The 21,958-nt window shown below is 62.5% G+C and carries 16 protein-coding genes; 5 read left to right on the forward strand and 11 right to left on the reverse strand.

Going from position 1 to position 21,958, the window contains the following annotated elements:
* Positions 1–58 precede the first annotated feature (58 nt).
* The 9 genes from C1J04_RS05770 to xdhA all read right to left on the reverse strand — a co-directional run bounded on the left by C1J04_RS05770 (position 59) and on the right by xdhA (position 11,524).
* Positions 59–1,444, reverse strand: coding sequence for a PepSY-associated TM helix domain-containing protein (locus tag C1J04_RS05770; protein ID WP_009826320.1), 1,386 nt, complete (start codon positions 1,442–1,444; stop codon positions 59–61).
* Between the two features lie 68 nt (positions 1,445–1,512).
* Positions 1,513–1,878: a hypothetical protein gene (locus C1J04_RS05775; RefSeq protein ID WP_009826321.1), complete on the reverse strand. Its 366-nt coding sequence runs from the start codon at positions 1,876–1,878 to the stop codon at positions 1,513–1,515.
* A 131-nt stretch (positions 1,879–2,009) separates the two neighbouring features.
* Positions 2,010–3,083, reverse strand: coding sequence for a BMP family ABC transporter substrate-binding protein (locus tag C1J04_RS05780; protein WP_005852062.1), 1,074 nt, complete (start codon positions 3,081–3,083; stop codon positions 2,010–2,012).
* 52 nt (positions 3,084–3,135) lie between these two features.
* Entirely contained in the window at positions 3,136–4,056 is a 921-nt protein-coding gene (locus C1J04_RS05785) for an ABC transporter permease (RefSeq protein WP_009826322.1), read from the reverse strand.
* The gene (locus C1J04_RS05790) at positions 4,056–5,138 is read right to left on the reverse strand and encodes an ABC transporter permease (protein WP_009826323.1); all 1,083 of its coding nucleotides are present in this window, start codon (positions 5,136–5,138) and stop codon (positions 4,056–4,058) included. Before C1J04_RS05790 ends, C1J04_RS05785 begins: the two co-directional genes overlap by 1 nt.
* 87 nt (positions 5,139–5,225) lie before the next feature.
* On the reverse strand, positions 5,226–6,746 hold the full coding sequence (locus tag C1J04_RS05795) for an ABC transporter ATP-binding protein (protein WP_009826324.1): 1,521 nt from the start codon (positions 6,744–6,746) through the stop codon (positions 5,226–5,228).
* Positions 6,743–7,714 carry a xanthine dehydrogenase accessory protein XdhC gene (xdhC, locus tag C1J04_RS05800; protein WP_009826325.1) on the reverse strand — a complete coding sequence of 324 codons (972 nt, stop codon included), beginning with the start codon at positions 7,712–7,714 and terminating at the stop codon, positions 6,743–6,745. Before xdhC ends, C1J04_RS05795 begins: the two co-directional genes overlap by 4 nt.
* Positions 7,704–10,109 (reverse strand): xanthine dehydrogenase molybdopterin binding subunit, encoded by a 2,406-nt coding sequence (gene xdhB, locus C1J04_RS05805; protein WP_009826326.1) that lies wholly within the window; start codon positions 10,107–10,109, stop codon positions 7,704–7,706. Before xdhB ends, xdhC begins: the two co-directional genes overlap by 11 nt.
* Positions 10,106–11,524: a xanthine dehydrogenase small subunit gene (gene xdhA / locus C1J04_RS05810; protein WP_037954227.1), complete on the reverse strand. Its 1,419-nt coding sequence runs from the start codon at positions 11,522–11,524 to the stop codon at positions 10,106–10,108. Before xdhA ends, xdhB begins: the two co-directional genes overlap by 4 nt.
* Positions 11,525–11,748: 224 nt before the next feature.
* Between xdhA and dnaE the strand changes: the two genes are divergently transcribed.
* Positions 11,749–15,282: a DNA polymerase III subunit alpha gene (gene dnaE / locus C1J04_RS05815; RefSeq protein ID WP_009826328.1), complete on the forward strand. Its 3,534-nt coding sequence runs from the start codon at positions 11,749–11,751 to the stop codon at positions 15,280–15,282.
* A 45-nt stretch (positions 15,283–15,327) separates the two neighbouring features.
* Here dnaE and C1J04_RS05820 read toward each other — a convergent pair whose 3' ends face one another.
* Positions 15,328–15,522, reverse strand: coding sequence for a SlyX family protein (locus tag C1J04_RS05820; protein WP_009826329.1), 195 nt, complete (start codon positions 15,520–15,522; stop codon positions 15,328–15,330).
* A gap of 158 nt (positions 15,523–15,680) precedes the next feature.
* Between C1J04_RS05820 and hisS the strand changes: the two genes are divergently transcribed.
* The 3 genes from hisS to hisG are packed head-to-tail and all read left to right on the forward strand — an operon-like array spanning position 15,681 to position 18,954.
* A complete protein-coding gene (gene hisS / locus C1J04_RS05825) occupies positions 15,681–17,189 on the forward strand; it encodes a histidine--tRNA ligase (RefSeq protein WP_009826330.1) in 1,509 nt (502 codons plus the stop codon).
* Positions 17,189–18,268: an ATP phosphoribosyltransferase regulatory subunit gene (locus C1J04_RS05830; RefSeq protein ID WP_009826331.1), complete on the forward strand. Its 1,080-nt coding sequence runs from the start codon at positions 17,189–17,191 to the stop codon at positions 18,266–18,268. Before hisS ends, C1J04_RS05830 begins: the two co-directional genes overlap by 1 nt.
* Complete coding sequence (gene hisG / locus C1J04_RS05835) at positions 18,265–18,954, forward strand: ATP phosphoribosyltransferase (protein ID WP_009826332.1); 690 nt, start codon at positions 18,265–18,267, stop codon at positions 18,952–18,954. Before C1J04_RS05830 ends, hisG begins: the two co-directional genes overlap by 4 nt.
* 135 nt (positions 18,955–19,089) lie before the next feature.
* Here the strand turns inward: hisG and C1J04_RS05840 are convergent, their stop codons facing one another.
* Positions 19,090–19,521, reverse strand: a complete 432-nt coding sequence (locus C1J04_RS05840; protein WP_005852088.1) for a DUF1489 family protein — start codon at positions 19,519–19,521, stop codon at positions 19,090–19,092.
* A gap of 123 nt (positions 19,522–19,644) precedes the next feature.
* Between C1J04_RS05840 and C1J04_RS05845 the strand changes: the two genes are divergently transcribed.
* Entirely contained in the window at positions 19,645–21,927 is a 2,283-nt protein-coding gene (locus C1J04_RS05845) for an adenosylcobalamin-dependent ribonucleoside-diphosphate reductase (RefSeq protein ID WP_005852090.1), read from the forward strand.
* The last annotated feature ends 31 nt before the right edge of the window (positions 21,928–21,958 follow it).

The following is a 21,958-nucleotide window of genomic DNA, read 5'->3' on the forward strand; positions in this document are numbered from 1 at the left end:
TGGGTAGTGGGCATGCATCCCCCGCGCCGTATTTGACAAGCGGCGCGGGGGCTTGAGGTCAGGTCAGGCGGTGGCGCAGCGCGGGCAGGCGCGACAGGATCAACACATCGACCGCCAGCACGCTCAGCAGCACGGCCCCTGCCATGGGGAAGGCCATCGATACGAACAACCCGACCAGCACAGCACCCTGCCACAACGGCAGCTCTGACGGCATGGGCGGGGCGGACAGGCGGCCAGCGGCGGTAGGGCGACGCTTCCACCAAAGCACCAGCGCACTGACGCAGAGGAACAGGACCGACAGGCAGACCAGTGTATTGGCCAGCACGCTCAGCAGCCCCAAGGTGCCCATGTGCAGCGCAATCCCCACTGCCATGGCTTTGCCCGCAAGCGAATAGTCGGCATAGCGCACATCGGCGAGGATATTGCCGCTGTGCTGGTCGACATGCACGGTGCGGTCCGACATCGGGTCGGTGCTGTCGGTGTTCATGGAATCGCGGCTCAGCGTCCAGACGCCGGTATCGTCCTGCGGCAGGTTCATCTGATAGCGCGCGTCAAAGCCGATCTCGCGCGCCAATGCATCGATTCTGTCAATCGTGACGGCCCCTGCAATGCCCGCCTCCCCAGCCGCGCTGCCAGAGGCAGGCATCTGCGTTTGTTCCAGCGCCCAAGGCACCTCGCGGCGGTGGTGGTTCATGCTGGCGTGGATGTCGTCCGATAGGGGCACGGCATCCCATTTCTCGGCGGGGAACTGGCTCCAGGCTTGCACCATCTTGCCGCCCCAGATGCTCGCCCAGGACAGGCCCGAGATCAGGAACAGCACCAGAAATGCCGATACCCAGATGCCCACAACACCATGCAGCGATTTCCACATCGCACGGCCCTGGCTGAAACGCGGCACCAGCGTCCCGCGCCAGCCTGCACCACGCGGCCACCACATATAAAGCCCCGTGGCGATCAGCACCAAGGCGATCGAGGCCGCGGCTTCTATCATGCGGTCACCGGTCACCCCCAGCATCAGATCACTGTGGATGCTATCCGCGAAATCATACCAGCCGGACCGCCGCGGAAAGCTCTCGATCACCTTGGCCGTATAGGGATCAACCGCAACCATCACCGCATCCCCATCGTGGTCCACGCGGAACAGGGCCGCCAGATCAGGCGCGCGTGGGGCCACATATTGCACCAGCGTGCCGCCGGGCACGGCCTCGACCGCGGCTTGCGACTGTGCCGAGACTGACAGGGCGGTTTCCTGCACGGTCACCGGGGTAAATTCACCGTCGCGCCCGTCGATCCAGGCGATCCACAGCATCGCCATGCCGGTTATGGCGAGAACCGACAGAAAGGGCAGCACGAACAGCCCCGCATAGAAGTGCCAGCGCCATGCAGCAAAATAGAGTTTGTTCACGCCGCCGTCGGGCTGCGTGGTTTGGGTAGGGGTCGTCATATGAGGGCTCCAAGCCTAAGGGCCTGCATCATCGGCAGGCGGAAAGAATGAACAGATGGGATCGGTGTTCAGACTTGGGGCGGGGCGCGGGTCAGCCGGCTGGGGTCAGGCTTGCGTGTGTGCAGCAGCCGTTTCGCCACAAAGCGCAGGGTCTGCGTTTTCTCAAGCACGGGAACGGGCAGGCCGGAGACCGCTTCGGGTAGCACCATGGCACCGATCAGACGGCAGGTCTTGCAATCGGCCATAGTGCCCGAGTGCGGGCTATCACCGGTGCCGCAGAGGTCCGCCAGCGCGCCGCCATTGGCAACATAGGCTTGCAGCTCGGGCGACAGGTCTACGGGCGCGAAACGATGCGCAAACCCCGATGTCGCAAGCGACAGCAGCACCAGAACGGTGGCAAGCAGCTGGCAGGGGGAGGCGGGCAGAAAGCGCATGTACCTTCTGTAGGCAGCTTGGTCGCCCCGTACCAGATGCGTTTTGTCACCAGACGGGCACCGCGCTGATTTCGCATCAAAAAAGGCCCCGCGGATGCGAGGCCTTTGATCGTGTCAGGTCAGTGTCCGGCTTAGTTCGGAATGTCGCCCTTGATGCCTTCGACATAGAAGTTCATGCCCGCCAGCGTGCCGTCATCGGCGGTTTCGCCTTCCGCCAGGAAATCGGAACCGTCCTGCTTTTTCAGCGGGCCGGTGAACGGGTGGTAGGACCCATCCGCGATCGATGCTTTCAGCGCCAGCGCTTCTTCTTTTACGTCGGCAGGAACTGCGTCCGTAATCTCGCCGATACCAACCATGCCGGCACCGATGCCGTCCCATGTGTCTTTGCTTTCCCATGTGCCATCCATGACCGCTTTGGTGCGGGCGATGTAATAGGGGGCCCAATCGTCAATGATCGACGAGACGCGCGGCTTGGGCGCGTATTGCGCCATGTCGGACGCCTGACCAAAGGTGATCACGTCACCCGCTTCTTGCGCCGCTGCCTGAGGTGCTGTGGAATCGGTGTGCTGCAGGACAACATCGGCACCCTGTTCGATCAGAACCTTCGCGGCGTCTGCTTCTTTGGCGGGGTCAAACCATGTGTAGGCCCAGACGATCTTGAACTCGACATCGGGGTTCACCTTCTTGGCGTGGATATAGGCCGAGTTGATGCCCCGGATCACTTCGGGGATCGGGAAGGAGCCGATATAGCCGATAATGTTCGATTTGGTCATCTTGCCCGCGATGTGACCCTGAATGGCGCGACCTTCGTAGAAACGCGCGGAATAGGTCGACACGTTGTCGGCACGCTTGTAGCCGGTGGCGTGTTCGAATTTCACATCCGGGAATTTGCCCGCGACGTTGATGGTGGGGTCCATATAGCCAAAAGACGTGGTAAAGATCAGGTCCGCGCCGTCCAGCGCCATCTGCGTCATCACACGCTCGGAATCGGGGCCCTCGGCCACGTTTTCAACAAAGACGGTTTCGACAGCGTCGCCGAATTCTTTCTCGACTGCCAGACGACCCTGGTTGTGTTCATAGGTCCAGCCGCCATCGCCGACGGGGCCAACAAAGACAAAACCGACTTTGGTCTTGTCTTGGGCATATGCGCCGCCCGCAAGCCCCAGCGCCAGTGCCGCGCTGGCCATAAGTGTGGTGAATTTCATATCGTAGTCCCCTGAGTAACGCGCCTTTTATCCGGCGCTTGAAGATAGGCCCCTAGTGAGAGGCGTGGAAAGTGCGGCCCAGCGATGCCGGCGCAGCGCTTTTATCCGCGGAAAGGATCACCAGCACAAGGATGGTGATGAGGTAGGGCGACATTGCCAGATACTCGACCGGAATGGCAACGCCCGCGCCTTGCAGATTCAGCTGAAGCTGCGTGATACCGCCAAAAAGATAGGCACCCAGCAACAGCCGCCAGGGCTTCCAACTGGCAAAAACCACCAGCGCAAGGGCGATCCAGCCCACACCTGCGGTCATGCCTTCTGTCCATTGGGGCACACGGATCAGGCTGATGTAGGCCCCGCCCAGACCGGCACAGGCCCCGCCGAACATGATCGCCAGCGTGCGGATGCGCACCACTTTGTAGCCAAGGGCGTGGGCCGCCTCGTGGCTTTCGCCGACAGCGCGCAGGATCAGCCCCATGCGGGTGAATTTCAGCATTGCCCAAACGGCGACGACCAGCGCAAAGCCCAAGTACAGAATGATATCATGGGAAAAGAAGATCGGCCCGATGACGGGGATGTCATGCAGCGGGCCAAAGTTCACATCCGGCAGACGCGGTGGTTTGATCCCGACATAGCTTTGCCCCAGCAATGCCGAAAACCCCAGCCCGAACAGCGTCAGGGCCAAGCCCGATGCGACCTGATTGGCCAATGTGATCTGCGTCAGGAAGGCGAACAGTAGGCTCAGCAACGCGCCCCCTAGGGCCGCGGCGGCAAAGCCCAACAGGGGCGATCCGGTTTCAACGGCAGTTGCAAAGCCGCAGATTGCGCCGATGATCATCATCCCTTCGACGCCAAGGTTCAGCACGCCGGATTTCTCGACCACCAACTCGCCCAAAGCGGCAAAGATCAGTGGCGTCGCTGCCACCAGAAAGCCCGCGACAAAGAGCACCGGATTGATTGCAGACAGATCCATTACGCGACCTCCGTCCGGCCAAGGCGCAGCCGGTAATGGGTGAAAAGATCAAAGGCGAGCAGGAAGAACAGCAACATCCCCTGAAACACCTGAATGGCGGCGGCAGGCAATCCCAACTGGCTTTGCGCGATGTCACCCCCGATATAGGTCAGCGCCATCAGACCACCGGCCAGCAGGATACCCACCGGATGCAACCGCCCCAGAAAGGCGACGATGATCGCGGTGAACCCGTAGCCCACGTTAAAATCGATGGTGATCTGACCCGCAGGGCCCGCGACCTCGAACATCCCTGCCAGACCGGCCAGCAGACCCGACATGCCCATGCAGAACAACACCAGCCGCGTCGGGTTCACGCCGGAAAATCGCGCCGCCCGCGGTGCCTCTCCGGTCACGCGGATGGCAAAGCCCAACCGGTGCCGCGCCAATAAGACATAGGCAAAGATCACCGCGATCAGGGCGGCAACCACCCCCCAATGCATCCCCGATCCCGCGATCAACTCGCCATTATGGGCCGATGCATATTGCTGTAGGTTGCGGCTGCCCGGAAAGCCGAAGCCTTCGGGGTTTTTCAGCAATCCAAGGCTGACAGAGGCGAGGAACTGTTCCGCCACATAGACCAGCATCAATGACACCAGGATCTCGTTCGTCCCGAACTTGACCTTGAGCACGGCAGGGATCATGGCCCAGACCCAACCGCCAAGCGCGCCTGCAAGCACCATCACCGGAAAGATAAAAACACTCTCTGCGGGGTAGAAGGCCAGACCTGCACCGGCACCGCAAATGGCCCCCATGATGTACTGGCCCTCGGCCCCGATGTTCCAGATCCCCGCCTTGAACCCCAGCGACAGGCCAATGGCGATCAAGACCAGGGGTGCTCCTTTCACCAGCAGTTGCGGGCGATAGTAAAAGGCGAAATCGCCGAACAGCGGCTCCCAGAAAATCGTCATGATCGACGCCACAGGGTCTTTGCCAAGCACCGCGAACAGCGCGCCGCCAAAAACCATCGTGGCAATCACCGCCAGAACCGGCGTTGCATAGGAAAACGCCCGGCTGGCCTGCGGCCGTTTCTCAAGCCGCATCATGCCGCGCCCCAGTTCTTGTCATCTGCTTCATTTTGCAAAGAAAACTCCACGGGGGTGTGGGGGTGTGAAACCCCCGCAAGCAACGCGTCAAACATGCGCCACCTCCATCCCGTGGGCCCCGCCCATCATCAATCCGATCTCGTCCACCGTCAGCCCTGCCGCGGCGCGCGGCTCCGACAGGCGGCCCTCGTTCAGCGCGGCGAAGCGATCCGAGATTTCCATCAGCTCGTCCAGATCCTGACTGATCACGATCACCGCTGTGCCATTCTCGGCCAGATCCAGCAGCGCCTGCCGGATCGCCGCCGCGGCAGAGGCATCGACACCCCATGTCGGTTGATTGACCACCAACACCTGCGGATTTTGCAACACCTCGCGGCCGATGACGAATTTTTGCAGGTTCCCGCCCGACAGCGACCGCGCGGCATTGCCGGGGCCGGGGGTGCGCACGTCGAAATCGGCGATGATACGTTCGGCAAACCGTTTGGCGGCGGGCCAGTTCAACATGCCGCGCCGCTCCAGTTTTTCGCGCACGGCACCGGTCAGCATCGCGTTCTCGGTCAGGGACATATCAGGGGCGGCGGCATGGCCAAGCCGTTCCTCGGGCGCGGTCAGGATACCCAGACGGCGGCGCGCGGTGGGGCCAAGCTGGCCCACGTCCTGACCCTCGAACCCGATCATGCCAGCGGCGGTCGGCAGCTCGCCCGACAGGGCCGACAGCAATTCATCCTGCCCGTTGCCCGCCACGCCACCGATGCCCAAAATCTCGCCCGCGCGGACTTGCACGGTGATGTCACGCAGCGGCATGCCAAAGGAACTGGGCGAGGGCGCGGACAACCCCCTCAGGTCCAGCTTCACCGCGCCGGGGGTCTTGCCCGCCCGTGTCGGTGTCTTGAGCGTGCTGCCCACCATCATTTCCGCCATATCCCGTGCCGTTGTCTCTGACGGGGTGCAATGGCCTACCACCTTGCCCAATCGCAGGATCGTGGCGCTGTCACACAGGCTGCGGATCTCTTCGAGCTTGTGCGAGATATAGAGGATCGCGGTGCCCTCGGCGCTGAGCTTGCGCAGGGTTTTGAACAGGATTTCAACCTCTTGCGGGGTCAGAACGCTGGTGGGTTCATCCATGATCAACAGTTTGGGGTCTTGCAGCAGGCAGCGGATGATCTCGACCCGCTGGCGTTCACCGGCCGAAAGGTCGCCGACGATGCGGTCGGGGGCCAGCGGCAGGCCGTAGGCCTCGGACACGTCGCGAATCTGCTTGCTGAGGGTGCGCAGCTTGGGCGCGTTCTCCATCCCCAGGGCGATGTTTTCGGCCACGCTCAGTGCGTCAAACAGCGAGAAATGCTGGAACACCATGCCCACACCGGCGGCGCGTGCGGCGCGGGGCTCGTGCGGGGCGAAACTGGCTCCGTGCATCTGCATCGTGCCGCTATCGGGTTTGACCAGCCCATAGATCATCTTGACCAGCGTCGACTTGCCCGCGCCGTTTTCCCCCAGCAGCGCGTGGACCTCGCCCGGCGCGATCCGCAATGACACGTCATCATTGGCGACAACACCGGGGTAGGCTTTGGTCAGCCCGGAAAGCGCCAGAAGGGGCGTGTCGGTCATGCGCAGCGTTCCTTTTGTGTCAAACGAACCTGTTTATTCGTGCGGGCGGGTTCAAATTGCAAGAGTTGCGTGGCCACCCCAAGCGCAATCGCTTGAGGATGCTTGCCAAATTGCCGCGCGCCGATGGGGCAGGTGATGCGGGCGATCTGTTCGGGGGCATGGCCAAGGGCGGCCAGACGGCTGCGAAACCGCGCCCATTTCGTGTCTGACCCGATCAACCCGCCAAAGGCGAAATCGCGTTGCAGCAAGCGGTGGCAGAGCTCCAGATCGTCGTCATGGGCCGGTGTCATGATGAAATGCGCAGCGTCATCTTCACCGCTGTGCAGCGCGGCACCCCAAGGGGCATCGACGCCGCTGACGCCCTCTGGTAGATCGTCCAGATACCCGGGGCGCGGGTCGGCGAGTGTGACGCGAAACTGCGGTAGCGGGGCCAGAATACGCGCCAGCGCGCTGCCGACATGGCCCGCGCCGTGAATGACCACCTGACGCGAGGGCTGCCACAGCGGCTCTGCCAGCCAGCCACCGTGCAGGGTAATGGCGAGCGGTGTCGTGCTGCCACTGGCACGGTCGATCTTGGCGCGAAAACTGTCTGCAAGGGGCGGGGCCGCAGGATCGACAGCACGCAGGTAGATGTCGGGGTAGGTGTCGGGCAGGGCTTCGACTGTGCCGGCGTCGAAACGCTCTGTCACCACTGTCACCGCCCCGCCGCAGCATTGGTTCATCGCGGGGCCAAGGGCGGCGCGGGTCAGCTTGCTGCGCGGGCCACCCGCGAGCATGGTCGCGGCACCGCGCATCGATTGTAGCTCAAGCTGGCCGCCGCCGATGGTGCCGGACGCACCGCCCGCCCAGACCAGCATCGACGTCCCCGCCGGACGCGGGGCAGAGCCTTTGACCTGCACCAGAACGATGCGCGCCACCGTGCCATGCGCGGCAACGGCCTGCGCCAGGGCTGCGCGGTCAAAGGGCATTGCGGGCCTTCCCGATGGCGGTCAGTACAGCTTCGGCCGTGGCGGGTGTTTGCAGGTCGCCAAACCCGTCGCCACAGGCGCTCACCGCATCCGACAGCGCCATGAAGGCCGAGATGCCCAGCATCAGCGGCGGCTCCCCCACCGCTTTTGACCGGTAGATCGTTTGCGCGGGGTTGGGTTCGTCCCAAAGCGCCACGTTGAACACATCGGGCCGGTCCGAGATGGCGGGGATTTTGTAGGTCGACGGCGCATGGGTTTTCAGCGTGCCTTTGGCATCCCAGACGAGTTCCTCGGTCGTGAGCCAGCCGGCCCCCTGCACATAGCCGCCTTCGATCTGGCCGATGTCCAGCGCGGGGTTCAGCGATGCGCCCGCGTCGTGCAAGATGTCCGCACGCAAAATGCGGTTTTCGCCCGTTAGCGTGTCGATCACCACTTCGGTAACGGCTGCGCCGTAAGCAAAATAGAAGAACGGGCGGCCGCGGCCCTTGATGCGGTCCCATTCGATTTCGGGCGTCTTGTAGTAGCCGGTGGACGACAGCGACACGCGGTTTTCATAGGCGGAAGCGGCGGCTTGGGCAAAGCTGATCGTCTCCTCCCCGATATGAACCTGCCCATCGGCAAAGCGTATCTGGTCTGCGGTGGTCTGATAACGCTCGGCCAGATGGTCGGCGATGCGGTCGCGGATCGTGTCGCAGGCCGCTTGCACCGCCATGCCGTTCAGGTCCGTCCCCGAAGACGCCGCCGTGGCCGAGGTATTGGGCACCTTGCCGGTATCCGTTGCAGTGATCTTGACGACCGAGAGGTCAACGCCAAAGCGACTGGCGGCGACCTGCGCGACCTTCTGGAACAGGCCCTGACCCATTTCAGTGCCGCCGTGGTTCAGGTGGATCGACCCGTCCTGATAGACATGCACCAACGCCCCCGCCTGATTAAGGTGGGTGAGGGTGAAAGAGATGCCGAACTTGACCGGCGTCAGCGCGATGCCGCGTTTCAGAACCGGCTGCGTCGCGTTCCAGTCGGCAATGGCGGCGCGGCGGGCGGCGTAGTCTGATGTCTGGGCCAGCCGGTCGGTTAGCGCGTTGATGATACAGTCTTGCACCGGTTGGTGGTAGGGCGTGGTTTGCAGACCCGTGGCCTTGGGTGGCGTGCTCTCTTGTGGTGCGGGCGGTGCCCCGCGAGACGCAAGATCAGCCTCGGCATCATGGGGCAGGGCGCGGTGGTCATGGGCCTGTCCGCTTGCGTCAGGCTGCATCACATCGGCGTAGAAATTGGCGCGCCGCACAGCCAGCGGATCAAACCCGAGTGACTGCGCGATATGGTCCATGACCCTTTCGATGCCCACGATCCCCTGTGGCCCGCCAAACCCACGAAACGCCGTGGCGCTTTGCGTGTTGGTGCGCAAGCGGTGCGAGGTGATGCGGATGTTATCGAGGTGATAGGCATTATCCGCATGCAGCATCGCACGGTCGGCCACGGGAAGGGACAGGTCCATCGCCCAGCCACAGCGGGTGTAATGGGTGAAATCCAGCGCCGAGATGCGGCCAGTGGCGTCAAAGCCTACGGTATAGTCGATGCGGAAATCGTGGCGTTTGCCTGTGACGATCATATCGTCATCGCGGTCATAGCGCATTTTGCAGGGGCGTCCCGTGCGGGCGGCTGCCACGGCACAGGCCACGGCGAGCGCATTGCCCTGACTTTCCTTGCCACCAAAACCACCGCCCATGCGCCGCGTCTCTACCCGCACGGCGTGCATCGGCGTGCCAAGCGCCTCTGCCACCTTGTGCTGGATCTCGGTCGGGTGCTGGGTCGAGGAATGGACAACCATGTCGCCATTATCTTGCGGCAGGGCGAGGGCGGCCTGACCTTCGAGGTAGAAATGCTCTTGCCCGCCGATATTGATCGTCCCGCTCAGAGTTTGGGGGGCGGTGGTCAGCGCGGCTGTGGCATCGCCTTTTTGGTAGATGCGGGGGCCATCCTCGAACCGTGCATCGGCGGCCAGCGCCTCTTCGATGGTGAGTATCGGGGTGGTCGAGGTGATGTCCACATGCCCCAGCCGTGCGGCGTGGCGAGCGGCAAGGTGGGTCGTGGCGATGACCATGAAGACGGGCTGGCCTGCATAATGCACCGCATCCGTGGCGAGCAGGGGTTCATCATGGTTGGAGGGCGATACGTCATTGTCAAACGGCAGATCTGCCGCCGTCAGTACGGCCACCACACCGGGGGCAGCAGCGACATCGCGCAGGTCCATGCCGTTGAGCGTGCCCGCGGCCACCGTGCTCAGGCCAAAGGCGATGTGCAGCGTTGTGGCCGGTGTCGGGATGTCATCGACATAGCGCGCAGCCCCCGTGACATGGAGCTTGGCTGCATCATGGGGGAGAGATTTCGCAACGCTCATGCTGTCACCTCGTGCAGGTCCGTGGGCAGGCCGTTCACGTCATGCAGATAGCGCAGCAGCAGGTTCTGGGCGGTCAGCAGGCGATACTGCGCCGAGGCGCGCATGTCGGTCATCGGCTGATAATCCAGTGCCAAGGCATCCATCGCGCGGCGGATCGTCGCCTCGTCAAAAGGTTGGTTGATCAACAGCGCTTCGGTCTGGCTTGCCCGTTTCGGCGTGCCTGCCATGCCGCCAAAGGCGATGCGTGCGTCAGTGATCACATCGCCGGCGCGGGTGATGTTCATGCAGCCGCACAGCGCCGAGATGTCCTGATCGAAACGTTTACTGATCTTGTAGCAACGCAGGGTGTCGTCGCTGCCGGTGGGGAGTTTCGGGACGGTGATCGCCTCGACAAATTCTCCGGGGGCGCGGTCCTGTTTGCCGTAGTCGATAAAAAAATCCTCAAGCGGCAGGCTCCGGCGGGTGTCGCCGTGACGCAGGTGCAATGTTGCCCCCATCGCGATCAGCGCCGGAGGGCCGTCCCCGATGGGCGAGCCATTGGCGATGTTGCCCCCGATGGTGGCCGCATTGCGCACCTGCGCCGAGCCATACCGCCGGAGCATCGCGCCCAAGCTGGGGTAGAGCGGGGCAAAATGCGCGGTGAGCGTGGCAAGGGTGGTGGCTGCGCCGATGCGCCAGTGATCCCCGCCATCGGCGATGCCGCGCAGGTCGGGGATCTGGTTGAGAAACACGACCGGCCCCAGATCGCGGAATTGTTTGGTGACCCAGAGGCCGACATCCGTTGCCCCCGCAATCAGGGTCGCATCGGGGTGATCGGCGTACCAGTGGGCCAGTTCATCCGTGGTCGTGGGGCGCGAGGTCGCAGGGGGCTGTCCGCCCCCGTCCGGCTGCGCCGGCCCCCCCGAGGATTTAAGGCCATCTGGAAGTTTGAGGTTGCGCAGGTGGGCGGGCACGGGGGCGGCCTCGGCGGCTTTGGCGGCGCGGATGATTGGGGCGTACCCAGTGCAGCGGCACAGGTTGCCCGCGAGCTGCGTGTCGTGATCAGTGGCCCCGTTCAGATGGTCGGTGGCCATGGTGACGGCAAAGCCCGGCGTGCAAAAGCCGCATTGGCTGCCGTGATAGTCTACCATGGTCTGCTGCACGGGATGCAGGCTGCCGTCAGGTGCCGAGAGCCCTTCGACGGTGGTGACGGATTTGCCGTTGATCTGGGGCAGGAACAGGATGCAGCCGTTCAGGGCGCGGTGGCCTTGGTCGTCGCTGATCATGACGGAACAGGCGCCGCAATCGCCTTCGTTGCAGCCTTCCTTGGTGCCGGTCAGATGTCGGGTTTCGCGTAGCCAGTCCAGCAGCGTCATGGTGGGAGAGACGCCGGTCAGTGACACGACTTCCCCGTTGAGGAGAAAAGTGATGTCCATAGGGTTCGTTCCGCCGCGGTACCTCAGCCCGTGATCTGCGCGGCGTTCGATGCGACGTAGAACGCGGCGCGGGCAAATGTTGAACGAGGCTAGGCGGGGGCAAGGGGGCTTGGCAAGAGATTTCGTGGCGTCCTGCGCTCAAGGGCCTGTCGTGTTGCTGGAAAAACGGGCGCAGGGTGCCGGTGGGACTGGTGACTGCGGGTGGGCTTGGGTAAGTTGCCCCCATGGCACAAGCACCCCGATTCATTCACCTGCGCACGCACTCCGAGTATTCGTTGTTGGAAGGGGCGTTGCGGCTGAAAAAGCTGCCTGATCTGTGCAAGGGGGCCGATATGCCGGCGCTGGCCCTGACGGATACCAATAACATGTTCGCCGCGTTGGAATTCTCGGTCGCCATGGCGGGGGCCGGTGTGCAACCGATCATCGGCTGTCAGGTGGATCTGGCCTATGTGAAGGTGCAACCAGGGGAAAAGCCGCGCGATCCGGCCCCTGTGGTTTTGCTGGCCCAATCCGAGGCCGGGTATGAAAACCTGATGAAGCTGAACTCCTGCCTCTATATCGACAAGGGCGGGGCGCTGCCGCAGGTCACTTTGGAGGAGCTGGAGGCGCTGAACGGTGGGCTGATCTGTCTGACAGGCGGGGCAGGCGGCCCCGTGGGGCAGCTGTTGCAGGGCGGTCAACGTCCCGCGGCAGAGGCATTGATGGCACGGCTGCACGGGGCTTTTGCCGACCGGCTTTATGTCGAGTTGCAGCGCCACCCCGGCGAGGATGGCCAGCCCGTAGCCGAACAGCTGACCGAACGGGGCTTTGTCGAGATGGCCTATGACATGGGCATCCCTTTGGTCGCGACGAATGATGTCTATTTCCCCAACGCCGATATGTATGAGGCCCATGACGCGCTGATCTGTATCGCGGATGGGGCCTATGTCGATCAGCAGCACGAACGCCGCCGGCTGACCGCGCAGCATTACTTCAAGTCGCAGGCCGAGATGGTGACGCTGTTCGCCGATCTGCCCGAAGCCATCGAGAACACGGTCGAGATCGCCAAACGCTGTGCCTTTATGGCCTATCGCCGTGATCCGATCCTGCCGAAGTTTGCGGATGACGAGATTGAAGAGCTCAAGCGGCAGGCGCATGAGGGGCTGAAAAACCGGCTGAAGGTGATCCCCCATGCCACCACCGTCGAGGAATATGAAAAGCGGCTGGATTTCGAGCTGGGCATCATCGAGGGCATGGGGTTCCCCGGCTACTTTCTGATCGTTGCCGATTTTATCAAATGGGCGAAAGACAATAATATTCCCGTCGGGCCGGGACGGGGCTCGGGGGCGGGCAGTCTGGTGGCCTATGCGCTGACGATTACCGATCTGGACCCGCTGCGCTATCAACTGCTGTTTGAACGGTTCCTGAACCCCGAACGGGTCTCGATGCCCGACTTTGACATCGACTTTTGCATGGATCGCCGGGAAGAGGTGATCCAGTATGTGCAGCGCAAATACGGGCGCGACAAGGTGGGGCAGATCATCACCTTCGGGGCGCTTTTGTCCAAGGCGGCGGTGCGTGACATCGGGCGGGTGTTGCAGATGCCTTACGGGCAGGTGGATCGTCTATCCAAGATGATTCCTGTCGAGGGTGTGAAACCCGTCAGCATCGAAAAGGCGCTGGCGGATGAACCGCGCCTGCGCGAGGAGGCCAAGAACGAGGAAGTCGTCGCGCGGCTGTTGAACTATGGCCAGCAGGTCGAGGGGCTGTTGCGCAACGCATCGACCCACGCGGCGGGGGTTGTGATCGGGGACCGGCCACTGGACGCGCTGGTGCCGCTGTATCAGGATCCACGCTCCGATATGCCCGCGACGCAGTTCAACATGAAATGGGTCGAACAGGCCGGTCTGGTCAAGTTCGACTTTCTGGGCCTCAAGACCCTGACCGTCATCCAGAACGCGGTAGACCAGATCAAATCCTCGGGCCGTCACCTGCATGTGGCCGCCGACGGGACAGAGCTGTTCGAGCCGCCCGAGGGGCTGATCGACGATATCGCCACCATCCCGCTGGACGACGAGGCCTCTTACAAGCTTTATGCCAGCGCCAAGACGGTGGCGGTGTTCCAGGTGGAATCCAGCGGCATGATGGATGCGCTCAAGCGGATGAAGCCGACCTGTATCGAAGACATCGTCGCCTTGGTCGCGCTGTACCGGCCCGGCCCGATGGAGAATATTCCGGTCTATTGCGAGGTCAAGAACGGCCAGCGCGAACGGGAATCCGTGCATCCGTCGATTGACCATATCCTCGAGGAAACGCAGGGCATCATCGTCTACCAAGAACAGGTGATGCAGATCGCGCAGGTCATGGCGGGCTATAGCCTTGGCGGCGCTGACCTGCTGCGCCGTGCGATGGGTAAAAAGATCGCCGAGGAAATGGCCAAGGAACGCCCCAAGTTCGAAAAGGGTGCGATGGCCAACGGGGTCGACAAGAAAAAGGCGTCTGAGGTTTTCGACCTTCTGGAAAAATTTGCCAACTACGGTTTCAACAAATCCCACGCCGCCGCCTATGCGGTGGTCAGCTATCAGACCGCATGGCTCAAGGCGAACCATCCGGTCGAATTCATGGCTGGTGTGATGAACTGCGATATCCATCTGACCGACAAGCTGGCGGTCTATTTCGAAGAGGTCCGTAAACGGCTGGAACTGCCCTGGGTGCCACCTTGTGTGAACCGCAGTGACGCGACGTTCAAGGTGGTCGAGGGCGCGTTGGTCTATGCCTTGGGCGCGCTGAAAAACGTCGGGGTAGAGGCGATGAAGCTGATCACCGAAGGCCGCAAGGTTGACGGTGTGGACAAGCCCTTTGCCACGCTTTTTGATCTGGCGCGGCGGGTTGATCTGAAACGGGTGGGGAAACGCCCGCTGGAAATGCTGGCCCGCTCCGGAGCGTTCGACCAGCTGGACAACAACCGCCGCCGCGTCTGGCAGTCGCTGGACGGGTTGGTCAGCTATTCCGCCGCGATCCACGAGCAGAAAGCCTCCAATCAGGTGTCGCTGTTTGGCGAGGCGGGGGATGACTTGCCAGAGCCGCGCATCGTGCCTTGCGACGATTGGGAAGCCGCCGAGCGCCTGACCGAAGAGTTCAAGGCCGTGGGCTTCTACCTGTCCGGCCACCCGCTGGACGATTACATGGGGCCGATGAAGCGCAAATCCGCAACAGGCGGTGTGCCCTTCCTGACGCTGGACGAGCTGACCGAGAAAGTCTCGGTCAAAGGGGCGATGAATGCCCGCCTGGCAGGGATCGTCGCCGGACGGCAGGAACGTAAATCAGCGCGCGGCAACCGCTTTGCTTTTGCGCAACTGTCGGACCCGACGGGCGCTTATGAGGTGACGCTGTTCTCGGACACGCTGGAACTGGCGCGCGACCACCTTGAGACAGGGTCGAAGGTCGTGGTTATGGTCGAGGCGACGATGGAAAGCGACCAGTTGAAACTGCTGGGCCGGTCCGTGGTGCCGATCGATACGGTGGTCGAGGATGCGGGCAACATGGGGCTGCGGATCTTTGTGGATGATGCGGGGGCTATTCAGGCGGTCGCCGATGTGTTGGCCGGTGCCCGATCCGCGGCGCGCAGCGCGGGCAAGGGGCCGGTGCAACTGTGCCTGATGGACCCGACCCTGCCCGGCGAGGTGGAGGTAGACCTCTGCGCCGAATACCCTGTCACCCCCAAGATCAAGGGCGCGATCCGGTCCCTGACCGGCGTGATGGAGGTAGAGGAAATCTAACGCGGCCCAATGGGGCGACGGCAGCTTCCTGGATGAGGCATCCGATCAATAGTGCGGCGGGCGTTCGTTGCCGATGACAACCCCGTCGGCGCCCGCTGCCTCGCGTTCGCCCTCGCGCTGCATCAGCATATGAACCCGCCGTGTCAGCACCGCGATCTCTGTCTCCTGACGGGCGACGACATCGGACAGGTCATCCACCGTACGGATCAGATGGGCCATTTGTTCTTCGAGCTTATCCATGAGGGCACCTTGCAGCTTGCGCGTTTGCCGTCCTCCTAACAGGTTGTATGGCGTTCGATAAGGGGGGATGCGTGCCGCGGCGGGGCCGCGTCGCTTGCCCTTGGCGGGGGGTTGGGCTAGACGCGAAGCGCGATATTCAGCCCACAGGATGTGATCCAATGGCCAAGCCAAAAAAGACCCCCCGCCCCAAGGCCGAAACGCCAAAGGGGTTTCGTGACTATTTCGGTGCAGAAGTAACACAGCGTGCCGAGATGCTGCATAAGATTGCGCAGGTCTATCATCGCTATGGCTTTGACGCGCTGGAAAGCTCCGGGGTCGAGACGGTGCAGGCTTTGGGCAAGTTCCTTCCCGATGTGGATCGCCCCAATGAGGGCGTCTTCGCGTGGCAAGAGGATGCAGAGGCGGACAAGCCCGGCGACTGGCTGGCCCTGCGCTATGACCTGACAGCACCGCTGGCACGCGTCTATGCTCAACACCGCAATGATCTGCCCACGCCCTATCGGCGCTATGCGATGGGGCCGGTCTGGCGCAACGAAAAGCCGGGGCCGGGCCGCTTCCGCCAGTTCTATCAATGTGATGCCGATACGGTCGGCGCACCGTCGGTCGCGGCCGATGCTGAGATCTGCGCGATGCTGGCCGATTGTCTGGAAGAAGTCGGGATCGACCGCGGCGATTACATCGTGCGGGTGAACAACCGCAAGGTGCTTAACGGTGTGATGGAGGTCGCAGGCGTGCTCGACCCCGCCAACCCCGACAATTTCGCCCACGAGCGCGGCATCGTGCTGCGTGCGATTGACAAGCTCGACCGGCTGGGACTGGACGGCGTACGCGCATTGCTGGGCGCGGGCCGCAAGGATGACAGCGGCGACTTTACCGATGGCGCAGGGCTGAGCGATACTCAGGCCGATGTGGTCATGGGCTTTATGCAAGCCAAACGCGACAGCGGTGCGGAAACCGTCGCGCGGCTGCGTGAACTGGTCGCGGGTTCCGAAACAGGGGCGCAGGGCGTGGACGAGCTGGAAACCATCGCCGATCTGATGGCGGCCGGCGGCTACGGCGCTGACCGCGTAGAGATCGATCCCTCTGTCGTGCGCGGTCTTGGCTATTACACCGGTCCGGTGTTCGAGGCGGAACTGACCTTCGAGATCCAGGACGAAAAAGGCCGGCCCCGCAACTTTGGCTCTGTCGCAGGGGGCGGGCGGTACGACGATCTGGTCAAGCGCTTCACCGGTCAGGAAGTCCCTGCAACGGGGGTCTCTATCGGCGTCGACCGGCTGCTTGCAGCACTGCAGGCCAAGGGCCGGATGTCGGCGCAGGCCGAAGGGCCCGTGGTGGTGACCGTGATGGATAAGGCACGCATGTCCGACTATCAGGCGATGGTCGCCGAATTGCGTCAGGCAGGCATCCGGGCCGAGGTTTATCTCGGCAACCCAAAGAACTTTGGCAACCAGCTGAAATATGCAGACCGCCGCGCCAGCCCGGTGGCGGTGATCGCGGGCGGGGATGAATTCGACAAGGGTATGATCCAGATCAAGGACCTGATCCTTGGCGCGAAAATCGCTGAAAGCGCCACGCTGGAGGAATGGAAAGACCGCCCCAGCCAATACGAAGTGGCGCGTGGGGATCTTGTCTCTAAAGTGCGCGAGATACTGGAGCTGAACCGCTGATGGCTACACGATCCGATATCCTCGCCAAAGCCGCAAGCCTGCGCTCTTTGTTCGAGGCGCAGGGCGCCGCCGTGGTGGAACCGCCGATCCTGCAACCCGCCGAGACCCTGCTCGACCTTTATGGCGAAGACATCCGCGCGCGCGCCTATGTTACCTCGGATGCGATGCGGGGCGAACAAATGCTGCGCCCCGATTATACCTTGCCCGTGGTGCAGATGCATATGGCCCATGGGGCGGACCCGGCACGCTACACCTACGCGGGCGAAGTGTTCCGCCGTCAGGAACGTGATCCCAACCGCGCCAATGAGTATATTCAGGCGGGCTACGAAGTCTTTGACCGCGGCGATCCCGCGGCAGCCGATGCCGAAGTCTTTGCCCTGATCCAGGGCGCGTTGGAGGGGCTTCCGGTCACTGCCGTGACGGGGGATATCGGTATCTTGATGGCTGCGGTTGCGGGGCTGGATACATCGGCGTCGCGCAAGGCGGCACTGATGCGGCACATTTGGCGGCCCCGCCGGTTCCGTGCGCTGCTCGACCGCTATGCTGGCAAAACGCCGATGCCCGCGACCCGCGCGGCGCTCTTGGCCAGTGACGGTGCTATCACCGCACCTCTGATCGGCCTGCGCAGTCTGGACGAGATTGAAACACGCATCGCCGCCCTGCGCGCCGACGCCACCGAGCCGGCCCTGTCGCGGACGCAGGTGTCCTTGCTGCTGGCGCTGCTGGATGTGCGTGAAACCATGCCCAATGCGATCAGCCAGTTGCATGACCTTGCCGTCGATATGCCCGCGATCTCTGATGCGGTGGACCGTGTCGCGGCGCGGGAAAAGGCGCTTGCCGGCCGCGGTGTCGATACCGGTAACCTGATGTTCGAAGCCAGCTTTGGCCGCGTGTCGATGGAATATTATGACGGGTTCGTCTTCGGCTTCCGCGCGGCGACACGGCCCGATCTGCCCACCATCGCCACAGGCGGACGCTATGACGCGCTGACACGGCGGCTGGGGCAGGGCGGCGAAATCCCCGCGGTGGGCGGGGTCATGCGCCCCGGGCTGATGCTGGAACTGGAGGCAGGCCAATGACGATCAAACTCGGTGTGCCCTCCAAAGGGCGTCTGATGGAGAAAACCTTTGAATGGTTTGCCGCGCGCGGGATCACCTTGCAGCGCACGGGCTCCGAACGTGAATACGCGGGGGCCGTGGAAGGCATTGAGGGCGTGTCGTTGATCTTGCTCTCTGCGGGCGAAATCCCCCGCGAACTCGCCGCTGGCCGTATCCATCTGGGCGTCACCGGCACCGATCTGGTGCAAGAGAAACTGGCGCTGTGGGATCAGCTCGTCGCCCCGGTAGAAGAGCTCGCCTTCGGGCACGCCGATCTGATCATCGCGGTGCCTCAGGCCTGGATCGATGTTGATACGCTCGATGATCTGGATGCCGCCGCCTCGGCGTTCCGCGACAAGCACGGGTTCCGCCTGCGCATTGCGACGAAATACCACCGGCTGGTGCGGGAATTCCTGCGCAGCACCGGTGTCGCGGATTATGCGCTGGTCGACAGCCAGGGGGCGACCGAAGGCACGATCAAGAATGAAACCGCAGAGGCCATCGCCGACATCACCTCGAGCGGGGAGACATTGCGCGCCAATCACCTCAAGATCCTGTCCGACGGGCTGATCCTGCGGTCACAGGCGACGCTTTGGCGCAGCCGGATGGCAGAGATGGATGATACGGATCGCGCGACGATGACGGCCCTGCTGGCGCGGCTGTCCTGACGCGCATGCGCGCGGCATCCTGCGGATGCGCCTCCGGCGGGAGTTTAAGGGCAAAATGAAGAGGCACGCGCGGCCCTGCTTCATTTTGCCAAGTAAACTCGAACCCCGCGGGGGATGCGTGCGCAGGCGCTGCTGCTAGAGCACGCCGATCTCGGCCAGCGCGCGGTTCAACTCGATGGGCAGGGGCTCTTCGTGGTCGCGGCCTTCGGGCAGATCGGCAGGGGCATCCTGCGGCGCGAGGTAGCGCCACCCCTGAAACGGGCGTTTGAGGCTGCCTTGCACCCGGATGATCTTGGGGTCCAGCACGATCGCGCAGCGGCGCACGCCGTCCGCGCCCGATGTCTCGTCCAGACGCAGGATTTTCTGACGACACTGGATCACACCTTTGATCACCCAGAAGATCGACCCGCCGTTCAGAATCTCGGGTTCGCGTTTGGGCCACATGCGCGTCACGTGACGGGGAAAACCGTCCTCGGTTTGCACGCGTTTTTTTTCCTGCCATGCGGCCAGGTCATCGACGGTTTCCGTGCCAACGGACAACTTGATGAGATGTATATGATTTTTCACAGAATCCTCCGTCGCTGCTACAGCATCATGTATTCTAATACACACTTTCTTCAACCTGTTGTGCTTGCGCTTTGATTTGGGGTATGGTGAACACCTTCCCAAACAGCCCTCAAGGAATCGAATATGTCACGATTTGCCGCCCCCATTGCCGAACAGATTTGGGACATGAAATACCGTTTTAAAGATGCCGACGGCACGCCGCGTGATGTGACGGTAGAAGACAGCTGGCGGCGAATCGCCCGTGATCTGGCACAGGTCGAAAAAGCACCGGAAAAATGGGAAGAGGCATTTTACGAAGCGCTGGAGGATTTCAAATTCCTCCCCGCGGGCCGCATCACTGCCGGGGCAGGTACTGCGCGCCGTGTGACATTGTTCAACTGTTTCGTCATGGGTACCGTGCCTGACAGCATGGCCGGCATCTTCGACATGCTCAAGGAAGCCGCCGTGACCATGCAGCAGGGGGGCGGGATCGGCTATGACTTTTCCACCATCCGGCCCCGTGGCGCGGACGTGCTGGGGGTCTCTGCTGACGCATCGGGCCCGCTGAGCTTTATGGATGTCTGGGATGCGATGTGTCGGACCATCATGTCCGCCGGGTCGCGCCGTGGCGCGATGATGGCCACAATGCGCTGTGACCACCCCGATGTCGAAGACTTCATCGCCGCGAAATCCGACCCCGCGCGGCTGCGGATGTTCAACATGTCCGTGCTGATCACAGACCCTTTCATGGATGCGGTCAAGGCCGATGCCAGCTGGGATCTGCAGTTCAACGGCAAGGTCTATCGCACCGTTCAGGCCCGTGATCTGTGGAACCGGATCATGAAAGCCACGTATGAGTTCGCCGAGCCCGGTGTGATCTTTATTGATCGCATCAACGAGGCCAACAACCTGAGCTATTGCGAAACCATCGCCGCCACAAACCCCTGTGGGGAACAGCCGCTGCCGCCCTATGGTGCCTGTTTGCTGGGGTCGATCAATATGGCGCGGATGGTATCCGATCCGTTTGGCGACAACCCTCAGCTGGATGTCGAGGCGCTGAACAAGCTGGTCGCGACCGCTGTGCGCATGATGGACAACGTCGTTGACGTGTCGAAATTCCCGCTGGACGAACAGCAGGCAGAGGCGAAAGCCAAGCGCCGCATCGGTCTGGGTGTCACCGGTCTGGCGGATGCCTTGTTGATGGTCGGGCTGCGCTATGGCTCGGACGCGGCGGCAGAGCAGACCGAGGCGTGGCTCAAGGCGATTGCGCGGGCGGCCTATCTGGCCTCCGTCGATCTGGCGAAGGAAAAGGGTGCCTTCCCGCTGTTCGAGGCAGACGCCTATCTGGCTTCCGGCACCATGCAGCAGATGGATGAGGATGTGCGCGACGCCATTGCCGAAAACGGCATCCGCAACGCGCTTTTGACCTCGATTGCGCCCACAGGCACCATCAGCCTTTATGCAGGCAACGTCAGCTCGGGGATCGAACCGGTCTTTGCCTATGCCTACACCCGCAAGGTTCTGCAAAAGGATGGCAGCCGCACCGAGGAAGAAGTCGTCGATTACGCCGTACAGATGTGGCGCGATCTGAAGGGCGACGCGCCCTTGCCCGACTATTTCGTCAATGCACAGACGCTGGCCCCTCTGGATCACGTCAAGATGCAGGCCGCGGCACAGAAATGGGTCGATAGCAGCATCTCGAAAACCATCAACTGCCCCGAAGACATCAGCTTTGACGCGTTCAAGGATGTTTATATGGCCGCTTGGGATCAAGGCTGCAAAGGCTGCACGACCTATCGTCCCAATGACGTGACCGGATCGGTTCTGTCGGTGTCGGAAAGCGCCGATACAGCCCCGGGCGAGGTTGCGGCCCAAGCCACCGCAGAGGAAGGCGGCGAGGTCGTTTATATGTCCGATCCGCTGGACCGCCCGGAAGAGCTTGAGGGCTCCACCTACAAGATCAAATGGCCCGACAGCGAGCATGCGCTGTATATCACCATCAACGATGTGGTGATCGGCGGGCATCGTCGTCCGTTCGAGGTCTTTATCAACTCCAAGAACATGGAGCATTTTGCCTGGACGGTCGCGCTTACCCGCATGATCTCTGCCGTGTTCCGTCGCGGTGGCGATGTGTCCTTTGTCGTCGAAGAGCTGAAGGCCGTCTTTGATCCGCGCGGCGGCGCCTGGATGCGCGGCAAATACATCCCGTCGATGCTGGCCGCCATCGGGGGCGTGATCGAACAACACCTGATCGCCACCGGTTTTATCGCGGGCGAAGGGCAGGGGCTGAAATCCGACCCGCAAGCCAAGGTCGTCGGCCTGGAGGCCCCCCGCGGCAAAGCCTGCAGCAGCTGCGGCCAATACGATCTGCGCATGGTCGAAGGCTGCATGACCTGCGGCAGCTGCGGCCATAGTAAGTGTGGCTGATTGGAGTTGGGGTGAGTGTTTGTCCTTGTTT

Source organism: Sulfitobacter sp. SK025 (genome assembly GCF_003352105.1).
GTDB lineage: Bacteria > Pseudomonadota > Alphaproteobacteria > Rhodobacterales > Rhodobacteraceae > Sulfitobacter > Sulfitobacter pontiacus.

What these genes read in the sequence shown, in the direction of transcription:
- C1J04_RS05770 (WP_009826320.1), bottom strand. Translation starts at nt 1,444, where the DNA reads ATGACGACCCCTACCCAAACCACGCAGCCCGACGGCGGCGTGAACAAA.
- C1J04_RS05775 (WP_009826321.1), bottom strand. Translation starts at nt 1,878, where the DNA reads ATGCGCTTTCTGCCCGCCTCCCCCTGCCAGCTGCTTGCCACCGTTCTG.
- C1J04_RS05780 (WP_005852062.1), bottom strand. Translation starts at nt 3,083, where the DNA reads ATGAAATTCACCACACTTATGGCCAGCGCGGCACTGGCGCTGGGGCTT.
- C1J04_RS05785 (WP_009826322.1), bottom strand. Translation starts at nt 4,056, where the DNA reads ATGGATCTGTCTGCAATCAATCCGGTGCTCTTTGTCGCGGGCTTTCTG.
- C1J04_RS05790 (WP_009826323.1), bottom strand. Translation starts at nt 5,138, where the DNA reads ATGATGCGGCTTGAGAAACGGCCGCAGGCCAGCCGGGCGTTTTCCTAT.
- C1J04_RS05795 (WP_009826324.1), bottom strand. Translation starts at nt 6,746, where the DNA reads ATGACCGACACGCCCCTTCTGGCGCTTTCCGGGCTGACCAAAGCCTAC.
- xdhC (WP_009826325.1), bottom strand. Translation starts at nt 7,714, where the DNA reads ATGCCCTTTGACCGCGCAGCCCTGGCGCAGGCCGTTGCCGCGCATGGC.
- xdhB (WP_009826326.1), bottom strand. Translation starts at nt 10,109, where the DNA reads ATGAGCGTTGCGAAATCTCTCCCCCATGATGCAGCCAAGCTCCATGTC.
- xdhA (WP_037954227.1), bottom strand. Translation starts at nt 11,524, where the DNA reads ATGGACATCACTTTTCTCCTCAACGGGGAAGTCGTGTCACTGACCGGC.
- dnaE (WP_009826328.1), top strand. Translation starts at nt 11,749, where the DNA reads ATGGCACAAGCACCCCGATTCATTCACCTGCGCACGCACTCCGAGTAT.
- C1J04_RS05820 (WP_009826329.1), bottom strand. Translation starts at nt 15,522, where the DNA reads ATGGATAAGCTCGAAGAACAAATGGCCCATCTGATCCGTACGGTGGAT.
- hisS (WP_009826330.1), top strand. Translation starts at nt 15,681, where the DNA reads ATGGCCAAGCCAAAAAAGACCCCCCGCCCCAAGGCCGAAACGCCAAAG.
- C1J04_RS05830 (WP_009826331.1), top strand. Translation starts at nt 17,189, where the DNA reads ATGGCTACACGATCCGATATCCTCGCCAAAGCCGCAAGCCTGCGCTCT.
- hisG (WP_009826332.1), top strand. Translation starts at nt 18,265, where the DNA reads ATGACGATCAAACTCGGTGTGCCCTCCAAAGGGCGTCTGATGGAGAAA.
- C1J04_RS05845 (WP_005852090.1), top strand. Translation starts at nt 19,645, where the DNA reads ATGTCACGATTTGCCGCCCCCATTGCCGAACAGATTTGGGACATGAAA.